Below are 14659 nucleotides of genomic sequence, written 5' to 3'. Positions count from 1 at the left end.
GGCGCTGGACCCGGAACGAGATCGACGAACTGCTGCGGCGTGACCACGCACATGCCTGGCATCCCTACGCACCGGTGCGCAACGCACTGCCGGCCTACCCGGTGCTGGGTGCCTCCGGAGTACGCCTGCGTCTGGCCGACGGACGCGAGCTGATCGACGGCATGTCGTCCTGGTGGGCCGCGATCCACGGCTACAATCATCCGCTGCTCAATCGTGCCCTCACCGATCAGCTCTCGCGCATGGCGCATGTGATGTTCGGCGGCCTTACCCACCCGAGCGCGGTGGAACTGTGCGAGCTGCTCAGCGCGATCACACCGGGCAAGCTCGAGCACGTGTTTCTCGGCGACTCGGGGTCGGTCGCGGTCGAAGTCGCGATCAAGATGGCGCTGCAGTACTGGCAGTCACGGGGCATTGCGGGGCGCACGCGCATACTCGCGCTGCGCGGCGCCTACCACGGCGACACGTTCATGGCGATGTCGGTGTGCGATCCGCTGACCGGCATGCACCATCTGTTCCGCGGCGCGGTTGCCGAACAGCTGTTCGCGCCACGCCCGCTCGCGGGTTTCGAGGAGACCGATGTGGCCGCCGATCGCGCGGCCTTCGTCACGCAACTGCGCGAGCACGCGGGCAGCATCGCGGCAGTCATTCTCGAACCCGTGGTGCAGGGCGCGGGCGGCATGCATTTCTACTCGCCCGCCTTTCTGCGCGAGGTGCGCACGCTGTGCGACGAGCACGATGTGCTGCTGATCGCCGACGAGATCGCCACCGGCTTTGGCCGTACCGGGCGCCTGTTTGCCTGCGAGCATGCCGCGATCGCGCCCGATATCCTGTGCCTCGGAAAGGCGCTCACCGGCGGCTACCTGTCGCTGGCCGCGACGCTGTGCAGCGAACGCGTGGCCGCCGGCATCTGCGACGGTGAAGCCGGCGTGCTCATGCACGGCCCGACCTTCATGGGCAATCCGCTGGCCTGCGCGGTCGCCGTGGCCAGCATCCGTCTGTTGCTGTCGCAACCCTGGCAGCGTACGGTACAGCGCATCGAACAGGGACTGCGCGCGGGGCTGGCCGCGGCCACCACGCTGCCCGGTGTCGCCGGGGTACGCGTGCTCGGCGCGATCGGTGTGATCGAAACCCGGCAAGCGGTGGATATGGCGCGCCTGCAGCCGCTGCTGGTGGAACAGGGCGTCTGGATCCGGCCCTTTGGCAAGCTGGTTTACACCATGCCGCCGTTCATCATGAACACGCAGGATCTGGCTAAACTGACAGCGGGCATGGTGAACGCGCTCGCGCAATATTTCGACAACACGCAAAGGGAGTGAACGATGAGCGAAATGAAAGTGGACGTGGAGCGCGACATGGCGCATCCGGCAGCAAAAGTCTGGGCGGTACTGGCCAATTTCGGTGATCTGTCCTGGGCGCCCGGAACCGAGCGCGTCGAGGTACTCGGCGACGGAATCGGCATGACCCGACGCATCTACATGCCGGGCATGGATCCGATCGACGAAGTGCTCGAGGCGCTGGACAACGAGGCCTGCCAGTTGCGTTATTCGATTCCGCGTGGCCTGCCCATGCCACTCGACGATTACCAGGCCACGGTGCGGGTCGAGGCACTGCCCGGCGGCGGTTCGCGCATTCACTGGAGCGCGCGGGCGCAACCCAGGGGGATCGATGCCGCCACCGCGAGCGGCTTAATGCACGGCAGCTACGCGCAGATGCTCGACTGGCTCGACACCCATCTCGGCACGCTCTGAGCGCAAGAACGTCGCTGCGAACCGTTTCGAAAAAGACCCCGGCGTGGCGCCAGGCGGCGAACACTGATCCTCGCGCTTCAGCTGCGCCGGATCCAGTCGCGCAACTGTATCCCCTGCGCCGGCGTGAAACTGCGCACTTCGGCGCTCACGAACAGCGCCGCGATGGCCGGAATCGCGCCGGTCCACGAGCGCGGACCGAGCACCGCGACCCGCAGGATGTCACGCCCGAAATGGCGCAGGAACCGGATCTGGGCCGCGAACGCACCCACCGCCCCCCAGCCGTTGAAGTGACGCACGTCGAGTATCAGGAACGCAATATGGCCGTGACGCGCGCGCAGGCGTTCCGCGGCCGGCATCACGGTGTCGCTGAAATCTCCGGCCTGGAGCCTGTCGATGAGCCTGACGCGCATGATCGCACGTCGCGAACTGAGCTTGATATGAACCATTGTCGCCAACCTCCCTGTCAGCATCGATATGTAGCGGGCACTTCCTGCGCCCTCTCACACACGCCGATTATGGGCCGCGGCCCTGGCGCCTGCAAGCCTTCGTACCCGCGCCCGGGAAGGGATGGCAGAACCCTGGTTTGCGCCCGCTTGCAGGGCGCACTCCGGTTCGCGCGGCTGCTGCCGATCGACCGTCACCACGCGCCGGTGCTATGGTAGGCTTGCGCGGTCGATACTCCCGTGCCCGGCCGTGCGGAGAACAACGAATGAAACTGAAACTCTACAGTTATTACCGTTCTTCGGCGGCTTATCGGGTGCGCATCGCGCTCAACCTCAAAGGGCTTGCCTACCAGCTCGCGGCGGTCAATCTGCTCGGCGCGGAGCATCGTGGCGATGCCTATCTCGCGCTGAACCCGCAGGGCCTGGTACCGGCACTCGATCTCGGCGACGGCCGCGTGATCACCCAGTCACCGGCGATTCTCGAATGGCTCGACAGCAGCCATCCGCAACCTCCGCTGCTGCCCGATGAGCCCTACCGACGGGCACGCGTGCGCAGCCTGTGCAGCACCATTGCCTGCGATATCCACCCGCTCAACAACCTGCGGGTACTGGAGTATCTCGAGTCCACGCTGAACGTGGACAAGGAGGCGCGCACCGTGTGGTACCACCACTGGATCGACACCGGCTTCAGTTCACTGGAACTGCAGGTGGGCGAGACGGATTTCTGCGCCGGCGACCAGCCCGGCATGGCCGACGTCTACCTGGTCCCGCAGATCTTCAACGCCTTGCGTTTGCGGGTCGATATGGCGCCCTATCCGCGCCTCTACGACATTTACCGCCGTTGCCAGCATCTCGAGGCCTTCGCCCGCGCCCACCCCGACGAGCAACCCGACCGTCCGCCAGCCTGAGCGGCGCACGGCGCGGCCGGCCGCAACCGTGGCAATCGCCGCCGGGCTTCTTGACGCCCTGCGCGAGCACCAATCAACACCGTTATACTGTCCGCGCGCAGCCTGTCTGGAGCGGATGCATGCAGCAGTTGACCGGTATCGACACCCTGTTTCTCACCCGGGAGAGTGAACGCGCGCCGCTGCATATCTCGCCACTGCTGATCTACGATCCGTCCACCGCACCCGGCGCAATGGTGCGCTTCAAGGACATCCTGCGCCTGTTCGAGAGCCGGCTGCATCTCGCGCCGATCTTTCGCCGCAAGCTGGCCGCAGTACCCTTCGACCTCGATTATCCGTACTGGATAGAGGCAGATGATTTCGATCTCGAATTCCACGTGCGCCACATCGCCCTGCCGCGCCCGGGTGACTGGCGCCAGCTGTGCATCCAGGTGGCGCGGCTGCATGCGCGCATGCTCGACCGCTCGCACCCGCTGTGGGAAGCCTATGTGATCGAAGGGCTCGACAATGTCAATGGCCTGCCAAAGGGCAGCTTCGCGCTGCTGCTGAAAATGCATCACGCCGCGATCGACGGCGTGTCGGGGACCGAGATCATCGGTGCGATCCATGACCTGAAGCCGCGAGTGCCCATGCGCCAATCGACGCGCGCTGCCCATTGGCGCCCCGATGCAGCGCCCGCGGGCGGGTCGCTGCTGGCGCGCGCATGGCTCAACAACCTGCGCCAGCCCGCACGCATGCTGCAGACCGTCGCCGGGCGTATTCCGGCGGTCCGGCGCGTACGCAAAGGTTTGCGTGAAAGCCGTTTCCGTGCGGCGAACGAACAGCTCAGGACCCGCTTCAACGGACGCATCAGCGGACATCGCAGCATCGACGCCCGGTTTTTCCGCCTGAGCGATATCAAGACCATCAAGGACCTGGTACCCGGCGCCACGGTCAACGATGTGGTGGTCACCATGGTGGCCGGCGCGCTGCGCCGCTACCTGCTCGCCAAGGGCGAACTGCCGGCGACCTCGCTGGTGGCCGGTGCGCCGATCAATGTTCGCACCGAGACCGACCGCGGCACCGGTGGCAATCTCGTCAGCATGATGACCCTCTCCATCTACACCGATATCGCCGATCCGCTCGAACGCCTGCACCAGGTACACGACGAGTGCGTTTCCTCGAAAGAATATTCCAGTGCCGTCGGTGCGCGGACCCTGACCGACCTGACCCGGACCATACCTCCGCGCGTCGCGGCGCTCGGATTTCGGGCCGCGAGCCAGACCATGCTGCTGACCGGCGCGAGTTCGCCGATCAACACCATCATTTCCAATGTGCCGGGACCGCAGGTGCCGCTTTACCTGTGCGGTGCAAAGCTGGTATGCAGCGCCGCCTGTGGGCCGGTGGCGGATCATATGGGCCTGTTCCATGCCGTGCTCAGTTACGAGGGCGGAATCTCGGTCACCATTACCGCGTGTCGCGATATGCTCCCGGACCCGGCGTTCTATGCCGAGTGCATACAATCCTCGTTCGAGGAGCTCAAAAAGGCGGCTGCAAGCCTTGGCAGCATGCGGCGCCGCGCCATGGCAGGAACCGCCGGCGGGAAGACCTCCCGCGGACGCAAATCGTCACGGCGCCGGGCTGCGAGAGCCTGACAGCACGACCGGAGCCAGCGATTGATCCGTCCTCGCGCGGATCACGTATATGCAGCACCACACACGGGGGATGAGCATGATCGAGCAGCTGACTGAAAACTACCGGGGCATTCTCGAAGGCTTGGGCGAGGACCCGCAGCGCGAAGGACTCCGCGACACGCCGCAGCGCGCCGCCAAGGCAATGGCGTTCATGACCGAAGGGTATCGCAAGAACCTGCAGGATATCGTCAACGATGCCGTGTTCGAGTCGGATAACGACGAAATGGTGCTGGTGCGCGACATCGAACTCTATTCGCTGTGCGAACACCACCTGTTGCCCTTCATCGGGCGCTGCCACGTCGCCTATCTTCCGGCCGGCAAGGTGATCGGCCTGTCAAAGATCGCGCGCATCACCGACATGTTCGCCCGCCGGTTGCAGATCCAGGAAAACCTCACCCTGCAGATCGCCAATGCGGTGGCCGAAGTGACCGGTGCGAAAGGCGTCGGGGTGATCATCGAGGCGCGCCACATGTGCATGATGATGCGCGGCGTGCAGAAGCAGAACTCGGTGATGAGCACCTCGGTGATGCTCGGTCGCATGCGTGACAGCGCCGCGACCCGCCAGGAATTCCTGGCCCTGGTGAGCAGCGCCCGCGAGTGAGCCGCCTGGCGCACCGGCGCTGACCGGACCGACGCCGCACCGCGCAGGGACTCAGGCAATCCTGAAAACGACAGCCAGCGACAGCGCAAGGAGAAACAGGCCCGAGAACCGCTTGTTCAACACGAAGGCCTGGTGCGCAAACCACAGCGGCCACACTTCAGCCGGATAATCCGCGGGACGTTGCGTGGGCTTGGGCGCGCCAAAGGCATCGATGGCGCGGCGCGCGGCCGGTATGTTCAGAAAGCACAACAACAGCAGCCACGGCGCCTGGTTCAACAACACCAGTGCCCCGATCAGCAGCAGTTGGACGATGATCATGCCTGCCACCCAGAGCCGCGCACGCTGCTCGCCCAGCAGCACCGGCAAGGTCCGGATTCCCTTGACGCGGTCCGCCTCCAGCTTGTCGATATGCTTGCCGAACAGCACCGTGGTGGGCCCCAGACCGTAAACCGTGCCAATACCCGCCACCGCCCAGCTCCACTCGCCACAGGCAACGAAATAGGCACCTCCGGTCATCAGCGGCCCCCAGACGAGCAGCACCGCGGGCTCTCCGAGACCGATGTACTTGAGCGGCCAGGTGTAAAACAACACGAAAAAGCCACCCGCGAGCATCAGGGGCAGGCTGAGTCCGCCGCGCAGCCACACCACCGCGATGCCGGCCGCAAGCGCCAGCAAAGCCGTCACCCCGATATAGGCGAGCATCCCGCAACGGCTGAGCAGGCCGGATTCCAGCGCATGGGTGCCGTATTGGGCACGGTAGTAGTTTTCGCGATCGACCCCGCGTGCCGAATCGACAAGATCGTTGATCAGATTGTTGGTGGCATGCGCGAACAGCAGGCCGGCGCAGGCCAGCAGCCATAGCCACGCGTCAAAACGCTCGTGAGCGAGCGCCAGCATGCCGCCGATTGCCGCGGAAGTGAAAGTCATCAGCAGCACGCTGGCACGTGCAGCCACGGCCCAGCGCGTGAGCAGCGACAACCTGGCCCACCCGGCGGCATCGACTTTCGGTACCGTGCGCAGGGCCTCGATAAATCGCGTCACCCGTTGTCCCCTTCAAGCTGTTGCAGTGCTCAGTATACCCTTCGCGCAGCGCTGCTTCGCATCGCAACAATGTGCGTTATGCTGCGCATTGACACCGGGGAGTGACCATCATGCCAGTTTCATCGATCCGCAAGGGAAGCGCATGGGATGCCGCGCGCATCGAGCGATTCCTCGTGCAAAGCACCATTCCTGCAAGGGTTGCCTGCAATGCCGGACATGGCTTCCCGCTGCTCAATTCGCTCTGGTTCGAGTACCGTGACGACAGCCTCTGGTTCGCGACCCACGAGAGCTCCGCCATACTGGGCTTTCTGCGGCGCGATCCTCGCTGTGCCTTCGAGATCGCGGTGAACGAACCACCCTACTGCGGCGTACGCGGCCAGGCACGCGGCGAAATTTCCCGCGACGGTGCAGGAGAATTGCTCGAACGTTTGATCGAGCGCTACCTGGGCGACAGCAATCCCGACTTGTCTAACTGGCTGCTGGGGCGCTCCGAGCAGGAATGCCTGATTTGTCTGCGCCCGACCTGGTTAACGGCCTGGGACTACAGTCCGCGGATGCGGACGCGCTGATCAGATGAACACGTCGCCATTCTCCATGCCGAGCTGCACCGCGCCGAAATTGCGCGCAAACGGCACCGGATTGTTCGCGACATGTGCACGCGCCGTGTTCACATCGAGAAAGCGCTGCTGGATCGGGCTGCCAAGAAACACCGAGCGCCCGCCCGCGTTGGCGAACAGCTCACCGACCACCGCCACCGATTTCTCGATGATCTGCGAGGCCTCGTAACGATAGCGCACGCGATCGGCAAGCGGAATTTCCATGCCGCTCCCGACGCACCCGACCATCTGCGCCATGCTGCGCTCGAACACCGCGTCCAGCTCCGCCAACGCGAGTTCGGCACGTGCAATGATGCCCTGCGTGTGGGTATCGCCGGCCAGCTTGGTGGGATCGTTGCTGGAGCGATTCTGACAGCCGTGAATGAACAGGCGCAGCGCAGCGCGCGTGGCACCGATCGCCGGATTGGAGACCGTGCGGCAGAACAACTGTCCCCACGGAATGCGGTAAAGCGGACCGGTGTTGAGCGTATTGCCCGGGTTTCTGATATTGAACCCGTCCATCTGGCGGTGCGTGCGGTACTCCGGCACGAACGCATCTTGCACCACGATGTCGTTGCTGCCCGTTCCCTGAAGCCCCATCGCCTGCCAGGTATCCTCGATGCGGTAATCGCTGATCGGCAGCAGGAAGGTGCGGTAACCGTCATCGGGCACGATGGCACCGAGGAACACCCACGCACAATGACCGCTGCCGCTCGACCAGCCCCAGCGTCCCGCCAGGCGGAATCCGCCATCCACCGGCGTTACCTTGCCCAGCGGGGCGTAGGAGGACGAGATCAGCCCATCGTCACTGCTCCATACTTCCTGCTGCGCGCGCTCATCGAACAGCGCCAGCTGGAACGCATGCACCGCGATGATGCCGCCGACCCATGCCGATGACATGCAGCCTTCGGCAAGCCGTGCCTGGGCCCGGAAAAATTCACGCGGATCCGCTTCCAGTCCGCCATGACGAAGTGGTTGCAACAACCGCAGAAAGCCGGCCGCCCGCAGTTCGGCGATGGTTTCGTCGGGCACCCGCCGCTCGCTGCAGGTTAGGGCTGCGCGTTCCTCGAGACGCGGCACGATGGCATCGATTGCCAGGTGCATGCGCGCGATCTCGGCAGTTTGCTCTGTCGCCTGGTTCATTTTCGGTTTCCTTTCGCAATTTGCGGCCGCTGGCCAGTGTAGCGAAAAGCCATCGCCATCGCTGCTTCTCGCCCATCGGCACGGCAGCGGCACCGACGATGGTACTTGCCTCGGGCGGGCTGCGGATGCTATGACTCGCGCCGGCAGGAGATCGGAAAATGGATATGAGCACTACTCTCGAACTGCGTGAATTCGTTACCGGGCTGGGTTTTGGCGAGGCGCCGCGCTGGCATGCGCAGGCGCTGTGGCTCTCGGATATCGTGCAGCACACGGTGTTGCGCATCGATACCGCCGGCGCGGTCCACACGGTGGTCCGCACCCCCGGCGAGCCCTCCGGTCTTGGCTGGCTCGCCGATGGCAGCCTGCTCGCGGTGCAGATGGAGGAACACGAGATCTGGCGCCTCGACAACGGCAAATTCAGCCGTTACAGCGGTACCGCGCCGATGACGCGTGGCAAATTGAACGACATGGTCGTCGCTGCCAATGGTCGCGCCTGGGTGAGCAGCTTCGGCTTCGATTACGAGCGCGAGAAGCCCTGCCCCACCAACCTCATGTGCATCGATCCGGGTGGACACGCCTATATCGCGGCCGAGGGGCTGTGGTGTCCCAACGGCATGGCGATCGACGCCGGCGGCGACACCCTGCTGGTCGGGCAGAGCGCCTCGCGCGAGGTCATCTCTTTCCGGATACAGCCCGGCGGCGCGCTCGACAAGCGCACGGTGTTCGGCACCCTGCCGGACAAGGCGGTATGCGACGGCATCTGCCTCGACGCCGAGGGAGCGCTTTGGATAGCCTCGCCGACCACGCATGAATTCCTGCGCATGGAACCGGGTGGGCGCATCACGCACCGCGTGCCGACCGGTGAACGTCATGCGATCGCCTGCGTGCTGGGAGGGCCGGGGCGCACCACGCTGTTCTGCGTGACTGCCGCCACCATCAGCCTCAGGAAGGCCAGGCAGCGGAACGAAGGGCGCGTCGAGACAGTGGAAGTCAGTGTACCCGGCGCCGGTGTGCCCTGATGCCCGAGTCCGTCGACAAACACTGGATCGGGGCGGAGGAACTGCTCGAGGACTCGCTGGAACTTGCCCGCCGGGTGCTGGAAAGCGGCTACGCGCCCACGCTGGTGATCGGCCTTTGGCGCGGCGGTGCACCGGTGGCGATCGCGCTGCACGAGGCGTTGCGGTTCTGTGGCTTGCGCGTGGATCACCTGCCGCTGCGCACCGCGCTGTACACCGGCATCGACCAGCGCGCCCCCACGGTACGCATCGACGGGCTCGAGGCACTGCACGAGCATGCGCATGCGGACGCCCGCATGCTGCTGGTCGACGATGTGTTCGACACCGGCATCACCATGCAACAGGTGCTCGGGACACTGGAACAATTCCCCGGCGAGCGCCGCATCGCCGCGCTGTGGTGGAAGCCGACCCGCAACTTGACGGCGCTGCGCCCCGACTACTGCGTGCACCGCAGCGAGCGCTGGCTGGTGTTTCCGCACGAGCTGTGTGGCCTGGACGAAGCCGAGATCAGTCGCCACAAACCTGCCGCGTGTGTCGCGACCCTGCTGGCGATGCGCGCCCTGGCCGCGGCACGGCGCGGCTCGGGCTGAGGCTGCGTTCAGGGAATGCCAGCCAGCTTGTGGCTCTGCATGCTGAGCCGCCAGCGGGGGTGATCGAGGCAATAGCGCACGGTCGCGGCCAGGTTGCGCGGCGCGTCCGCGCCATCCATCGGCTGCAGGAAGAACTCGCGGAATTCGAGGTCGGCAAAGCGTTCGGGATCCACGCCTGGCTGCGGATAGACGAGTTTCAGCTCATCGCCACGCAACAGCACCAGGGTGCTGTGTGCTTTCGGACTGACGCACAGCCAGTCGATACCCCGCGGCGCGGGCAGCGTGCCATTGGTCTCCACCGCGATCTCGAAACCGAACACATGGATCTCCGCGATCAGCGCGGCGTCGAGTTGCAGCAGCGGCTCGCCACCGGTGAACACCACCAACGGTCGCGCGCGCGGATCCGCCGCGGACGGCCAATGCGCGACGATTCGCGCGGCCAGCTCCCCAGGCCCCGCAAAACGCCCGCCACCGGGACCATCGGTACCGACAAAATCGGTATCGCAGAAATTGCATACCGCCTGCGCGCGGCCCTGCTCGCGCCCCGACCACAGGTTGCAGCCGCTGAAACGGCAGAACACCGCCGGGCGCCCGGCATTGCTGCCCTCGCCCTGAAGCGTGTAGAAGATCTCCTTTACCGCGTAACTCATGGCGTGCGACCCGGCAGCGCCGGTCCCTGCTCGCCCCAGCACAACGTCGCGCCGGCCAGCGGGGTCTCGTAGAGATCGATGCGATCCAGCGCCGGCAACGCCGCCGCGCAACGCCGCCGCAACCAGTCGAGCAGCGACGCAAGATCACCCCCGGTAGCGGTCGTGTCGTTCAACAGCTGGTGGTCGAGCTCGCGGAATGCCGGGGTAAACGCCTCGCGCACATCGCCATAATCGATGGTCCAGCCGAGCAACGGATCGAGCGGTGCGCAGAGATGCAGGCGCGCGACATAACTGTGGCCGAACAGCACGTTCGCGGGATCGCGCACCGCGCTCTCGAAACGCTGTTCCTTCCAGATACGGAAATGCGCACCGTCATAATGACATCCCGCGGTGACGGTCTCGTAGACCGTCACCCATGAAAGTTCCGGCAGTCGTGGCTGCAGCCGTTGCCAGATCCAGCGCGCGAGCATTTCGCTGGTCGGATTCCGCAGACCCTCGATATCGTTCAGGCAGCGCCGGTGCAACTCGGCGTACAGCGGTTGCCACAGCGCACCGAGGCGCTCGTAATCGACACCCATGTCGCGGCTCGCGAGATCCTCTCCCAGGTGCACGATTACCTCGAATCCATGCCCATGCATGCGCCCGCACGGATGCCCGGCACGCACTCCGGGCAGCCGGTGCGCCGCCTCGAAGCGAAACCGCCGCCACAGGTGCGCGCGATTCGCGCCATCGAGATCCACGCCCTGCTCGCGTGTACTCTGGATGCCGATCGATTCGATCCGCGCATCGGCGAGCCGCGCGCGAATCCAGCGCGCCACGTTTTCATCGGTTGGCACCTCCAGCGTATCGTTGAGATAGCTGTAATCGAGCGGTGCGACCGCCGCCGCCAGCCGCGCCGCCAGACCCTCGGCACCGTCCGCGGACGCAGCACGCACGCTCGCCAGGTAACCGTGCCCATGCAGTCCCCGCGCGCGGTGCCCCGGCGCCAGCACGGTGACGCGTGCCGCTGCCTCGAACGGCGCGCTCGCGAGATAGAGCAGTCGGGTGTTCATCCCGGAGCCAACCCGAAGCGCCGCAGCAACGGGTCCTCGATACCGGCATCCGCGAATCCGCGGGCACGCAGCACGCAGGAATCGCAGCCGCGGCACGGCCGTCCCGTCGCGTCGGGGTCGTAGCAACTGCTGGTCAGCGCATAATCGACACCCAGCGCGAGCCCCTGGCGAATGATATCGGCCTTGCCGAGTGCGATCAGCGGCGTCCGGATGTGCAATTGCGCGCCACCCTCCACGCCAGACCTGGTAGCCAGATTGGCCATGCGGGTGAACGCCTCGATGAATTCCGGGCGGCAATCCGGATAACCCGAATAATCGATCGCATTGACGCCGATGAAAATATCGCGGGCATCGAGGACTTCGGCGAAAGCCAGTGCATAGGAAAGAAATATGGTGTTGCGGGCCGGAACGTAGGTGATCGGGATGGTCCCGGCACCGCTGTTCCCGGGCTCGTGCCGCGGCACCTCGATATCCGCGGTAAGCGCCGAGCCGCCGAACACCCGCAGATCGATATCGGCAATCACATGCTGCGCGGCTCCGATCGCCTGCACCAGCCGTTTGGCACTTTCCAGCTCCACCGAGTGGCGCTGCCCGTAGCGAAACGAAAGCGCGTGGGTGCGATAGCCGCCGGCGCGCGCGATCGCAAGCACGGTGGCCGAATCCAGCCCCCCGCTGAGCAATACCACCGCCGCTCGTGCCACCCGTTCGACTCCGCCGCCCCTTCGAGGCTGGCATTGTAGACGCGTGAGTGCGCAATTTGCATGACACCCTGTCACGCGCGGGGCCCGCCCGCCGTTGCCGTCCGCGGATGCGGATATCGCCACGCACCCGTTTCCCGTTTGCGCTCCTCCCGGTATCGCGCTCGCGCCGGAATGCATCGTTTGCCCCGGCTGGCCATGGACCCCCATCTGCTCTACAGTATCCGGGGAATCATGTGTCAACCGGAGCCCTGTCGATGTGTCGCCGCCTGATCGCGCTGCTCTGCTTCCTGACCTGCCTGCATGTCGAAGCGGGCTATGACACCGGAAACCGCTTGTTCGAGGACTGCAGCTCGGAAAATTATTTCAACCGCGGCTACTGTGGTGGCTATATCGTCGGCATCGTCGACACCATCGAGGCGATGCAGGCCAGCGGACTGTTGCCAAGGAACGCGCTGTGCATCCCGGACGGGGCCACCAAGGGACAGATCGCGGACGTTGTGCGCCAGCACCTCGCCGATCATCCCGAACGCCGTCATCTCGATTCCGGGAGCCTGGTTCCGGAAGCGCTCAACGCGGCATTTCCCTGTGGCGGATGACACCGCACCGCCCACCAGCGCGGCGGCACAGTGGGCGGTCTATATCATCGAAGCAAGCGACAGTTCGCTCTACACGGGAATAAGCACCGACCCCGAGCGACGCCTGCGCGAACACCGCTCCGCGGGTCGCGGTGCGCGCTATTTTCGTGGTCGCGAGCCGCGTGCCCTGCTCTACATCGAGGCCGGCCACAGCCGCAGCAGCGCCGGCTGCCGCGAGGCCGAGATCAAGCGCTGGTCGCGTGCGCGCAAGATCGCGCTGATCAGCGCAGCCACCGCAACCAAACGCGATGAATGAGCGGGCTGCGGACAGGAATCGCGCCGATGCCACGTTGATTGCCGAGCTCGAACGCCGGATTGCGATCATCGAAACCGATGACGACGCCGGATTCGGACACTTCGGCGCTCTCGACTGGTGCGCCTGTGTGCTGGGTGCGCTGGTGCTGCCGTATCTTGCGGTGCTGTGGTTCTGGCCATGAATGACGGTACCGGTGACGCCTCCCAGGCCAGTGTATTCGGACGCTTGCCGCTGACCATCGGCGAGCGCGAGTACGGCAACCCCGGCGCCCACGCCACCTGCTTTGCCTATGCGATCGCGACCTGGTGTTTCCTGGTCGGCAGCTATGCGGCCGACCTGGTCGGCGCAGTGGAAGGCACCGTCTGTCTGCTGGCCGGCAACGTGATCGGCGTGTTTCTGACTACCATGCCGCTTTCGCTCGGTTGCCAGCGCTACGGACTCGAGCAGATGGATTTCTGCAAGACCGCCTTCGGCCAGCAGGGATCGCACGTACTGCTGCTTTTCTATCTGGTGAACATGCTGGGCTGGTCAGGGCTGTTGCTGGTGATGTTTGGCAACGGCATCTACAACATCGGCAACGCACTGGAAATGCATCCCGGCAAATGGGTGGTCGGCGCGGGCGTGGCGCTGGGAATCTGGCTGTCCTACCTGATTGCCTTGCGCGGCGTGCACCGCCTCGGCATGGTCAACAACTTCGTGACACCCGCGATCGGCCTGGTGGTGCTGTACATGCTCTACATGCTGTTCAGCAATTTCGGATGGGAAGCGATCGCCGCCGCCGAGCCACTCGATCCGACCCCGGATGCCGCGCTCAACTACGCGATCGTGCTGGAACTGGGCATCGCCAACGGCTTTTCCTGGTGGGGTGGAATCGGCTTCATCGCGCGCAACACCCGTACCCGGCGTGCCGCCACCTACCCGCAGATCCTGCAGCTCGGCCTTGCCTCGGGCATCGTCTCATCGATCGCGCTGTATTCGGCGCTGGTGGTGGGCTCGGACGATCCCACCGAGTGGATGGTTCCGCTCGGCGGCATCGCGATGGGCGTGGTGGCGCTCGCATTCGTGGCACTGGCGAACATTTCTTCCACGGCACTGTCGCTGTATGCAAGCGGTCTCGCACTGCGTCATGTGCCCGTGCTGCGCCACCGTCCCTGGTGGCAGATCATCGTGATCACCATCGTACCGTGTTCGCTGTTCGTGTTCTGGTCACAGGAACTGTACGATTTCGGCGATGCGTTCCTCGCCTACAACGGGACCATGTATGCGCCCATCTCGGGGATCGTGTTCGTCGATTTCTTCCTGTTGCGCAAACAGCGGATTTGTCTGCGCTCGATATTCGACAACGCACCGCACGGTGCCTATCACTACTGGAAGGGATTCAATCCGCTCGCGCTCGGCGGCGTGGTGCTCGGACAGGTGGTGTACTTCGCGCTCTACAATCCGGCGACCGGCGAGGCACACTGGCTGTTCACCTATATGCCGGCATCGCTGGCGGCGTTCCTGGTGCCGGCGCTCCTGTATTGGGCGGGAATGAAGGCCGCGCGCGTCCCGGTCTCGCACACACCGCGCGGCGCGGCCGACGGGCTGCTCGCACCCAACATCTAGCCGG

At 65.1% G+C, this 14659-nt stretch carries 18 protein-coding genes; 12 read left to right on the top strand and 6 right to left on the bottom strand.

The annotated features are described in order from the left end of the window. The first annotated feature begins 20 nt into the window (after positions 1-20). Both bioA and IPF49_00365 read left to right on the top strand, forming a co-directional pair. Positions 21-1316, top strand: coding sequence for an adenosylmethionine--8-amino-7-oxononanoate transaminase (gene bioA / locus IPF49_00370; protein ID MBK6286095.1), 1296 nt, complete (start codon positions 21-23; stop codon positions 1314-1316). Between the two features lie 3 nt (positions 1317-1319). Next, the gene (locus IPF49_00365) at positions 1320-1748 is read left to right on the top strand and encodes an SRPBCC family protein (protein MBK6286094.1); all 429 of its coding nucleotides are present in this window, start codon (positions 1320-1322) and stop codon (positions 1746-1748) included. A 77-nt stretch (positions 1749-1825) separates the two neighbouring features. Here IPF49_00365 and IPF49_00360 read toward each other — a convergent pair whose 3' ends face one another. Further along, positions 1826-2194 carry an STAS/SEC14 domain-containing protein gene (locus IPF49_00360; protein ID MBK6286093.1) on the bottom strand — a complete coding sequence of 123 codons (369 nt, stop codon included), beginning with the start codon at positions 2192-2194 and terminating at the stop codon, positions 1826-1828. A gap of 269 nt (positions 2195-2463) precedes the next feature. On the opposite strand from IPF49_00360, the gene maiA reads away from it, so the two are divergent. The 3 genes from maiA (at position 2464) to folE (ending at position 5370) form a co-directional block, all read left to right on the top strand. Continuing rightward, positions 2464-3099 (top strand): maleylacetoacetate isomerase, encoded by a 636-nt coding sequence (maiA, locus tag IPF49_00355; GenBank protein ID MBK6286092.1) that lies wholly within the window; start codon positions 2464-2466, stop codon positions 3097-3099. A 119-nt stretch (positions 3100-3218) separates the two neighbouring features. Next, positions 3219-4730, top strand: a complete 1512-nt coding sequence (locus IPF49_00350; GenBank protein ID MBK6286091.1) for a wax ester/triacylglycerol synthase family O-acyltransferase — start codon at positions 3219-3221, stop codon at positions 4728-4730. Between the two features lie 76 nt (positions 4731-4806). After that, positions 4807-5370, top strand: a complete 564-nt coding sequence (gene folE, locus IPF49_00345; protein MBK6286090.1) for a GTP cyclohydrolase I FolE — start codon at positions 4807-4809, stop codon at positions 5368-5370. Positions 5371-5421: 51 nt separating this feature from the next. On the opposite strand, the gene IPF49_00340 is transcribed toward folE, so the two are convergent. After that, on the bottom strand, positions 5422-6297 hold the full coding sequence (locus IPF49_00340; protein MBK6286089.1) for a prenyltransferase: 876 nt from the start codon (positions 6295-6297) through the stop codon (positions 5422-5424). A gap of 224 nt (positions 6298-6521) precedes the next feature. On the opposite strand from IPF49_00340, the gene IPF49_00335 reads away from it, so the two are divergent. Continuing rightward, positions 6522-6980: a pyridoxamine 5'-phosphate oxidase family protein gene (locus tag IPF49_00335; protein ID MBK6286088.1), complete on the top strand. Its 459-nt coding sequence runs from the start codon at positions 6522-6524 to the stop codon at positions 6978-6980. Here the strand turns inward: IPF49_00335 and IPF49_00330 are convergent, their stop codons facing one another. Continuing rightward, positions 6981-8150, bottom strand: a complete 1170-nt coding sequence (locus tag IPF49_00330; protein MBK6286087.1) for a flavin-dependent monooxygenase — start codon at positions 8148-8150, stop codon at positions 6981-6983. It lies immediately after the preceding gene. A 158-nt stretch (positions 8151-8308) separates the two neighbouring features. Here IPF49_00330 and IPF49_00325 point away from each other — a divergent pair, with 158 nt between their 5' ends. Continuing rightward, on the top strand, positions 8309-9169 hold the full coding sequence (locus tag IPF49_00325; GenBank protein ID MBK6286086.1) for an SMP-30/gluconolactonase/LRE family protein: 861 nt from the start codon (positions 8309-8311) through the stop codon (positions 9167-9169). Then, the gene (locus IPF49_00320; GenBank protein MBK6286085.1) at positions 9169-9756 is read left to right on the top strand and encodes a hypoxanthine phosphoribosyltransferase; all 588 of its coding nucleotides are present in this window, start codon (positions 9169-9171) and stop codon (positions 9754-9756) included. The genes IPF49_00325 and IPF49_00320 overlap by 1 nt, the downstream gene beginning before the upstream one ends. A gap of 8 nt (positions 9757-9764) precedes the next feature. Here the strand turns inward: IPF49_00320 and queE are convergent, their stop codons facing one another. Genes queE through queC form a run of 3 tightly spaced genes read right to left on the bottom strand, consistent with a single transcriptional unit; the run spans position 9765 to position 12336 of the window. After that, positions 9765-10406 (bottom strand): 7-carboxy-7-deazaguanine synthase, encoded by a 642-nt coding sequence (gene queE / locus IPF49_00315; protein MBK6286084.1) that lies wholly within the window; start codon positions 10404-10406, stop codon positions 9765-9767. After that, complete coding sequence (locus IPF49_00310) at positions 10403-11458, bottom strand: 6-carboxytetrahydropterin synthase (protein ID MBK6286083.1); 1056 nt, start codon at positions 11456-11458, stop codon at positions 10403-10405. Before IPF49_00310 ends, queE begins: the two co-directional genes overlap by 4 nt. Further along, positions 11455-12336, bottom strand: coding sequence for a 7-cyano-7-deazaguanine synthase QueC (gene queC / locus IPF49_00305; protein ID MBK6286082.1), 882 nt, complete (start codon positions 12334-12336; stop codon positions 11455-11457). Before queC ends, IPF49_00310 begins: the two co-directional genes overlap by 4 nt. A gap of 77 nt (positions 12337-12413) precedes the next feature. Between queC and IPF49_00300 the strand changes: the two genes are divergently transcribed. The 4 genes from IPF49_00300 to IPF49_00285 are packed head-to-tail and all read left to right on the top strand — an operon-like array spanning position 12414 to position 14655. Next, the gene (locus IPF49_00300; protein MBK6286081.1) at positions 12414-12755 is read left to right on the top strand and encodes a hypothetical protein; all 342 of its coding nucleotides are present in this window, start codon (positions 12414-12416) and stop codon (positions 12753-12755) included. Further along, on the top strand, positions 12745-13050 hold the full coding sequence (locus tag IPF49_00295; protein ID MBK6286080.1) for a GIY-YIG nuclease family protein: 306 nt from the start codon (positions 12745-12747) through the stop codon (positions 13048-13050). Before IPF49_00300 ends, IPF49_00295 begins: the two co-directional genes overlap by 11 nt. Continuing rightward, positions 13043-13231: a hypothetical protein gene (locus IPF49_00290; GenBank protein ID MBK6286079.1), complete on the top strand. Its 189-nt coding sequence runs from the start codon at positions 13043-13045 to the stop codon at positions 13229-13231. The genes IPF49_00295 and IPF49_00290 overlap by 8 nt, the downstream gene beginning before the upstream one ends. Further along, a complete protein-coding gene (locus tag IPF49_00285) occupies positions 13228-14655 on the top strand; it encodes a cytosine permease (protein MBK6286078.1) in 1428 nt (475 codons plus the stop codon). Before IPF49_00290 ends, IPF49_00285 begins: the two co-directional genes overlap by 4 nt. The last annotated feature ends 4 nt before the right edge of the window (positions 14656-14659 follow it).

The sequence above is a fragment of the Gammaproteobacteria bacterium genome (assembly GCA_016705365.1).
GTDB lineage: Bacteria > Pseudomonadota > Gammaproteobacteria > Pseudomonadales > UBA5518 > UBA5518.
This window is presented reverse-complemented; position numbering and strand designations above follow the sequence as displayed.

What these genes read in the sequence shown, in the direction of transcription:
- IPF49_00365 (MBK6286094.1), top strand. Translation starts at nt 1,320, where the DNA reads ATGAGCGAAATGAAAGTGGACGTGGAGCGCGACATGGCGCATCCGGCA.
- IPF49_00360 (MBK6286093.1), bottom strand. Translation starts at nt 2,194, where the DNA reads ATGGTTCATATCAAGCTCAGTTCGCGACGTGCGATCATGCGCGTCAGG.
- IPF49_00350 (MBK6286091.1), top strand. Translation starts at nt 3,219, where the DNA reads ATGCAGCAGTTGACCGGTATCGACACCCTGTTTCTCACCCGGGAGAGT.
- folE (MBK6286090.1), top strand. Translation starts at nt 4,807, where the DNA reads ATGATCGAGCAGCTGACTGAAAACTACCGGGGCATTCTCGAAGGCTTG.
- IPF49_00340 (MBK6286089.1), bottom strand. Translation starts at nt 6,297, where the DNA reads ATGACTTTCACTTCCGCGGCAATCGGCGGCATGCTGGCGCTCGCTCAC.
- IPF49_00335 (MBK6286088.1), top strand. Translation starts at nt 6,522, where the DNA reads ATGCCAGTTTCATCGATCCGCAAGGGAAGCGCATGGGATGCCGCGCGC.
- IPF49_00330 (MBK6286087.1), bottom strand. Translation starts at nt 8,150, where the DNA reads ATGAACCAGGCGACAGAGCAAACTGCCGAGATCGCGCGCATGCACCTG.
- IPF49_00325 (MBK6286086.1), top strand. Translation starts at nt 8,309, where the DNA reads ATGGATATGAGCACTACTCTCGAACTGCGTGAATTCGTTACCGGGCTG.
- IPF49_00320 (MBK6286085.1), top strand. Translation starts at nt 9,169, where the DNA reads ATGCCCGAGTCCGTCGACAAACACTGGATCGGGGCGGAGGAACTGCTC.
- queE (MBK6286084.1), bottom strand. Translation starts at nt 10,406, where the DNA reads ATGAGTTACGCGGTAAAGGAGATCTTCTACACGCTTCAGGGCGAGGGC.
- IPF49_00310 (MBK6286083.1), bottom strand. Translation starts at nt 11,458, where the DNA reads ATGAACACCCGACTGCTCTATCTCGCGAGCGCGCCGTTCGAGGCAGCG.
- queC (MBK6286082.1), bottom strand. Translation starts at nt 12,336, where the DNA reads ATGCATTCCGGCGCGAGCGCGATACCGGGAGGAGCGCAAACGGGAAAC.
- IPF49_00300 (MBK6286081.1), top strand. Translation starts at nt 12,414, where the DNA reads ATGTGTCGCCGCCTGATCGCGCTGCTCTGCTTCCTGACCTGCCTGCAT.
- IPF49_00290 (MBK6286079.1), top strand. Translation starts at nt 13,043, where the DNA reads ATGAATGAGCGGGCTGCGGACAGGAATCGCGCCGATGCCACGTTGATT.
- IPF49_00285 (MBK6286078.1), top strand. Translation starts at nt 13,228, where the DNA reads ATGAATGACGGTACCGGTGACGCCTCCCAGGCCAGTGTATTCGGACGC.